The organism is Cereibacter johrii (genome assembly GCF_001720585.1).
In the GTDB taxonomy this organism is placed as follows: Bacteria; Pseudomonadota; Alphaproteobacteria; order Rhodobacterales; family Rhodobacteraceae; genus Cereibacter_A; species Cereibacter_A johrii.
Map to the genome: position 1 here is coordinate 1 of NZ_MABH01000154.1, position 5231 is coordinate 5231.

General features: G+C 69.4%; 8 protein-coding genes and 1 pseudogene. 7 read left to right on the forward strand and 2 right to left on the reverse strand.

Annotated features, from left to right (window positions below; all coding sequences use genetic code 11):
- The 4 genes and pseudogenes from A9O63_RS22900 to A9O63_RS13560 form a co-directional block, all read left to right on the forward strand.
- A pseudogene (locus A9O63_RS22900) lies at positions 1–138 on the forward strand (urease accessory protein UreD); the annotation flags it as partial.
- Between the two features lie 11 nt (positions 139–149).
- Entirely contained in the window at positions 150–452 is a 303-nt protein-coding gene (locus A9O63_RS13550; protein WP_002720475.1) for an urease subunit gamma, read from the forward strand.
- Positions 453–502: 50 nt separating this feature from the next.
- A complete protein-coding gene (locus tag A9O63_RS13555) occupies positions 503–808 on the forward strand; it encodes an urease subunit beta (RefSeq protein WP_069332417.1) in 306 nt (101 codons plus the stop codon).
- Between the two features lie 24 nt (positions 809–832).
- Complete coding sequence (locus A9O63_RS13560; RefSeq protein ID WP_069332418.1) at positions 833–1150, forward strand: antifreeze protein; 318 nt, start codon at positions 833–835, stop codon at positions 1148–1150.
- A 55-nt stretch (positions 1151–1205) separates the two neighbouring features.
- Here the strand turns inward: A9O63_RS13560 and A9O63_RS13565 are convergent, their stop codons facing one another.
- Positions 1206–2078 (reverse strand): c-type cytochrome, encoded by an 873-nt coding sequence (locus A9O63_RS13565; protein WP_069332419.1) that lies wholly within the window; start codon positions 2076–2078, stop codon positions 1206–1208.
- Positions 2079–2237: 159 nt separating this feature from the next.
- Here A9O63_RS13565 and ureC point away from each other — a divergent pair, with 159 nt between their 5' ends.
- Positions 2238–3944, forward strand: a complete 1707-nt coding sequence (gene ureC, locus A9O63_RS13570; RefSeq protein WP_069332420.1) for an urease subunit alpha — start codon at positions 2238–2240, stop codon at positions 3942–3944.
- A 17-nt stretch (positions 3945–3961) separates the two neighbouring features.
- Here the strand turns inward: ureC and A9O63_RS13575 are convergent, their stop codons facing one another.
- Positions 3962–4276: a hypothetical protein gene (locus A9O63_RS13575; protein WP_069332421.1), complete on the reverse strand. Its 315-nt coding sequence runs from the start codon at positions 4274–4276 to the stop codon at positions 3962–3964.
- A gap of 88 nt (positions 4277–4364) precedes the next feature.
- On the opposite strand from A9O63_RS13575, the gene ureE reads away from it, so the two are divergent.
- Together ureE and A9O63_RS13585 are read left to right on the forward strand one after the other, a co-directional pair.
- Positions 4365–4913: an urease accessory protein UreE gene (gene ureE / locus A9O63_RS13580; RefSeq protein ID WP_069332422.1), complete on the forward strand. Its 549-nt coding sequence runs from the start codon at positions 4365–4367 to the stop codon at positions 4911–4913.
- Positions 4910–5231 (forward strand): urease accessory protein UreF (locus A9O63_RS13585; RefSeq protein WP_328585910.1); only part of this gene is annotated, 322 nt, incomplete at its 3' end. The genes ureE and A9O63_RS13585, both read left to right, overlap by 4 nt.

Genomic DNA, 5231 nt, shown 5'->3' on the forward strand with positions numbered 1-5231 from the left:
GAGGCCGCAGCCTCGGCCTTCGACGGGAAACTGGTGCTGCGATTGCTGGCCGCCGACGGCTGGCCGCTGCGCCGGCAGGTCGCACGGCTGCTGACGGTCCTTCGGGGCCGGGCGCTGCCGCGCGTCTGGCAGGTCTGAGAGGGAGCGACATGAATCTGACACCGAGAGAGAAGGACAAGCTTCTCATCAGCCTCGCGGCCATCGTGGCGCGGGGCAGGCTCGAACGAGGGGTGAAGCTGAACCACCCCGAGGCGGTGGCGCTGATCTCGGACTTCGTGGTCGAGGGCGCCCGCGAGGGCCGCTCGGTGGCCGATCTCATGCAGGCGGGCGCCCATGTGGTGCGGGCCGAGAACTGCATGGAAGGCGTGCCCGAGATGCTCCATTCGGTGCAGGTCGAGGCGACCTTCCCCGACGGAACCAAGCTCGTCACGGTCCATCATCCGATCCGGTAGACACCGGAGAGGACAATGCTTTTCCGCCATCCCTCCAAGGAGCCCGCCGCATGATCCCCGGAGAACTGTTTCCCGCCGATGGCGAGATCCTCTTGAACGCGGAACGGGCGCAGATCACGCTCGTTGTCTCCAACGCCGGCGACAGGCCGGTGCAGGTAGGCTCGCACTACCATTTCGCGGAGACGAACCCCGCGCTCGAGTTCGACCGTGAGGCGGCGCGCGGGATGCGTCTCGATATTCCCGCCGGAACCGCCGTGCGATTCGAGCCGGGTCAGACTCGCGAAGTGAGACTTGTGTCCTATGCCGGCTCCCGCGAAGTCTATGGCTTCAACGGCCGGATCATGGGCAAGCTGTAGCGGCCTCGACAACAGGAGACAGACATGCCGCTCGCCTTGCCCTTCACCAGCCTCATGGCGCTCTACTGGCAGACCGGCCTCATGGTCGCGGAGGCGCAGACGGTCATGACGCTGCGCACTCTGGGCATGATGGGCGTGCTGACGCCGCACCCGCTCGAGAACCAGCGGATGGTGGCCGAGAAGAGCGTGGCCTTCGCACAGGCCGCTCAGGCGGCCACGGCGGCGGCCATGCAGGGCAAGCGCCCCGACGAGGTGGCCGCGGCCGCGCTGCAACCGATCCGGCGCCGGACCCGCGCGAATGCCGCGCGGCTGACCCGCGCGGCGAAACGACCGAAGGCCTGACATGACGCGCCCGGTTTGCCGCCGCGCGAAGGGACCCCGCCGCAAGGGGCCTGTCTCACCGGGCGGCAGACTGTTCGGCATCCGCGTCGGGCAGGGGCGGCAGGCTCCGCAGATAGAGGATCACGGCGGCGAGATCCTCCTCCGTCATGCCGGCGAAATATCCGTAGGGCATGGGCGGCAGCATTGCCGTGCCATTGGCATGGAGGCCCTTGGTAATCATCGAGGCGATCTCGGCGTCGCTGTAATCGGCGAGGCCATCGGGATGGCTCGTGAGGTTGGCGGCGATCGAGGTGCCCCAAGGCCCGTGGAATTCGAACCCGCCGCGCCCGAGGTCGGTGTCGATCTTCGGCCCCGTGGGGCCCATCGGCGTGTGGCACTCCATGCAATGCGCGACCGGGCCCGCGAGATAAGCCCCGTAGGCTGCCGTGACGCCGCGCGGAGGCGCCTCGACATGGTCGACCGGCGGACCGTAGGCCGGGGGCAGGGGGATGCGGTAGACCGAGGCGGGAAGCGCGTTCTCGACCGGCGCGAGCGTCCGCAGGAACATCACGATCGAGTCCAGATCCTCGTCGGACAGGCCGCGATACATGGAAAAGGGCATCGGCGGCCCGATCAGGCTGCCGTCGGGGCGCAGGCCTTCGCGGATCGCGCGGGCAAGCTCGGCGTCGCTCCAGCGGGCGATCCGGCCGGCGGGTGTCAGATTGGGACCGACCGCCGTAAAGGCCGGGTTGTCGTCCACCAGCCGGCCCGCCAGTTCCTCGGCCATGATCGGGCCCTCGGGCCCGAGCGGCGTGTGGCAGTTGCCGCAGCCCGCGGGACCGCGCACGAGATAGGCGCCCCTCTCGACCGTGGGGCCTGCGGTTGCCATACCGGCGCAACAGGCAAGAACGGGAATAATCCCGCGCACAAGAACGTGCCGCTTCATCATTCTATCCCTTACTCAAAATATGTCCGGGTCTCTCCCCGCAGCGGCGAGAATGAGCCGCTGCGCACCCGGGACGCGGGTGTATCGCGCCGCACCTGCCCTTGTGTCAATTCGCCGCATGGGGCGAGCCCGCCTCACCCCCGCTACCGCTAAGGAGGGTTCATGCCTGCTTCCATCTCCCGTTCGACCTATGCGTCCATGTTCGGCCCCACCACCGGCGACAGGCTGCGGCTGGGCGACACCGAGCTTGTCATCGAGGTCGAGCGCGACCTGACCACCTATGGCGAGGAGGTGAAGTTCGGCGGCGGCAAGGTCATCCGCGACGGCATGGGCCAGAGCCAGCGCACCCGGGCCCAGGGGGCGATGGACACGGTCATCACCAATGCGCTGATAGTGGACTGGACCGGGATCTACAAGGCGGATGTGGGCCTCCGCGACGGGCGGATCGCGAAGATCGGCAAGGCGGGCAACCCGGACACCCAGCCCGGGGTGGACATCGTGATCGGGCCCGGCACCGAGATCATCGCGGGCGAGGGGCGGATCCTGACCGCGGGCGGCATGGATGCGCATATCCATTTCATCTGCCCGCAGCAGATCGAGGATTCGCTCCATTCCGGCATCACCACCATGCTGGGCGGCGGGACGGGCCCCGCGCACGGCACGCTCGCCACCACCTGCACGCCGGGGCCCTGGCACATCGGGCGGATGCTGCAGGCGGCGGATGCCTTCCCGATCAACCTCGCCTTCGCGGGCAAGGGCAATGCCAGCCTGCCCGCGGGGCTCGAGGAGCAGGTCCGCGCCGGCGCCTCGTGCCTGAAGCTGCACGAGGACTGGGGCACCACGCCTGCGGCCATCGACTGCTGCCTGTCGGTCGCCGACCGGATGGATGTGCAGGTGATGATCCACACCGACACGCTGAACGAGAGCGGCTTCGTCGAGAACACGCTGGCGGCCATCGGCGGGCGCACGATCCACGCCTTCCACACCGAGGGCGCGGGCGGCGGCCATGCGCCCGACATCATCAAGGTGGTCGGTGCCGCGAACGTCATTCCCTCCTCGACCAATCCCACCATGCCCTACACCGCCAACACGGTGGAGGAGCATCTCGACATGCTGATGGTCTGCCACCATCTCGACCGCTCGATCCCCGAGGATGTGGCCTTCGCCGAGAGCCGCATCCGCAAGGAGACCATCGCCGCCGAGGATATCCTGCACGACATGGGCGCCTTCTCGGTGATCTCGTCGGACAGTCAGGCGATGGGGCGGGTGGGCGAGGTCATCACCCGCACCTGGCAGACCGCGCACAAGATGAAGGTGCAGCGCGGGCGGCTGGCCGAGGAGACGGGCGCCAACGACAACCGGCGCGTGCGGCGCTACATCGCGAAATACACGATCAATCCGGCCATCGCGCATGGGCTCTCGCGCCACATCGGCTCGGTCGAGGAGGGCAAGCGGGCCGACCTCGTGCTCTGGCAGCCTGCCTTCTTCGGGGCGAAGCCCGATCTGGTGCTGCTCGGCGGCATGATCGTCTGCGCGCAGATGGGCGATCCGAACGGCTCGATCCCGGCGCAGCCCTACTATTCCCGCCCGATGTTCGGCGCCTTCGGCGGCGCGCTGCATGCCTCGGCCGTCACCTTCGTGTCGCAGGCGGCGGAGGAGGACGGGGTGGGCGAGCGGTTGCGGCTGCAGAAGGGCACTCTCGCGGTGCAGGGAACGCGCGATATCGGCAAGGCCGACATGAAGCTCAACGCGCACCGGCCTTCCATCGAGGTCAATCCCGAGACCTACGAGGTGCGTGCCGACGGCGAGCTTCTCCCCTGCCAGCCGCTGGCGGAACTGCCGCTTGCGCAACGCTACTTCCTCTACTGAGGTGCCCGACGCCCGCCTCAATGCACGATCCAGAGCCGCCTCGGGCGGGATGGGGCCGCAGTCACCGCTGCGGGCAGGCAGCGCACCTCCTGCGTCACGCTCTCGCTCCAGTAGCGGGGGTCTGCGAGGACGGTTTCGGGCAGGCGGGCGGCGTCGAACAGGCGGAACCGCCGCTCGGCCACTTCGGCGCGGAAATGGCGGCCTTCGAGCCCGCTGTCCGGCCCGGCAAGGATGGTCGCGCACAGCCGTGCCTCGCGCAGCCGGAGCCGGGCGATGGCCGCCCGCACCTCGGCCAGTTCGTCTGCCGGGTTTGCCGCGTCCGCCTTGTGCATCTCTGCCCCCGTTGCCAGTCTGTTCCGTGAGACATATCCGGCCCTCCCTTAACGAATCGCTGATGCCGGAGCAGAGAAAGGACCTTCGATGACCGAGCTTCCCCAGGCCCGCCGGCTTCTGAAACAGGGCGAATGGACGGGCCCCGCCGCGGGCTGCGTGCGGCTGGGCTATGACGAGCGGTTCCTGCGGCGCAAGCGGCTCGTGACCGAGGCGGGGGACGGCTTCCTCGTGGATCTGGCCGAGACCACCAGCCTCGACGAGGGCTGCGCCTTCGAACTGGCCGACGGCCGCCTCGTCGAGGTGCGCGCGGCCGCCGAGGAGGTGGTGGCCGTCACCGGCCCGATCCTGCGGGCGGCCTGGCACATCGGCAACCGGCACACGCCCTGCCAGATCGAAGCCGACCGGCTGGTGATCCGCCGCGACCATGTGCTCGAGGAGATGCTGCGCGGTCTGGGCCTCACGCTCACGCCGGGAACCGAGCCCTTCCGCCCCGAGGGCGGGGCCTACGGCCATGGGCGCACGCTGGGCCACGACCACGGGCCGGCGCAGGGCCATGGGCACGATCATCCGCATGTCCATGTGCATATCTCGCACAAGCCCGACGAGGACGAGACGCCCGACGCCGATCCGGCATGAGTGCGGCGCTTCTCAGCCTCGTCCAGTGGCTCTCGCCCGCCTTCCCGACGGGAGCCTTCGCCTATTCGCACGGGCTCGAATGGGCGATCTCGGAGGGCGAGGTGCGGGATGCGGCCTCGGCTCGCCGCTGGATCGCCGATGTGCTGCGCTTCGGCGCGGGGCGGACGGATGCGATCCTGCTCGCCCACGCGCTGAGGGGGCACGATCCCGAGGCGCTCGCGGATCTGGCCCGCGCGCTTGCCCCCTCGGCCGAGCGGCTGCGCGAGACCGAGGAGCAGGGCGCGGCCTTCGCGGCCACGGTGGCGGCGCTCACAGGGC

Coding starts and splice junctions, on each gene's coding strand:
- A9O63_RS13565 (WP_069332419.1), bottom strand. CDS start 2,078: ATGATGAAGCGGCACGTTCTTGTGCGCGGGATTATTCCCGTTCTTGCC.
- ureE (WP_069332422.1), top strand. CDS start 4,365: ATGACCGAGCTTCCCCAGGCCCGCCGGCTTCTGAAACAGGGCGAATGG.
- A9O63_RS13555 (WP_069332417.1), top strand. CDS start 503: ATGATCCCCGGAGAACTGTTTCCCGCCGATGGCGAGATCCTCTTGAAC.
- ureC (WP_069332420.1), top strand. CDS start 2,238: ATGCCTGCTTCCATCTCCCGTTCGACCTATGCGTCCATGTTCGGCCCC.
- A9O63_RS13575 (WP_069332421.1), bottom strand. CDS start 4,276: ATGCACAAGGCGGACGCGGCAAACCCGGCAGACGAACTGGCCGAGGTG.
- A9O63_RS13550 (WP_002720475.1), top strand. CDS start 150: ATGAATCTGACACCGAGAGAGAAGGACAAGCTTCTCATCAGCCTCGCG.
- A9O63_RS13560 (WP_069332418.1), top strand. CDS start 833: ATGCCGCTCGCCTTGCCCTTCACCAGCCTCATGGCGCTCTACTGGCAG.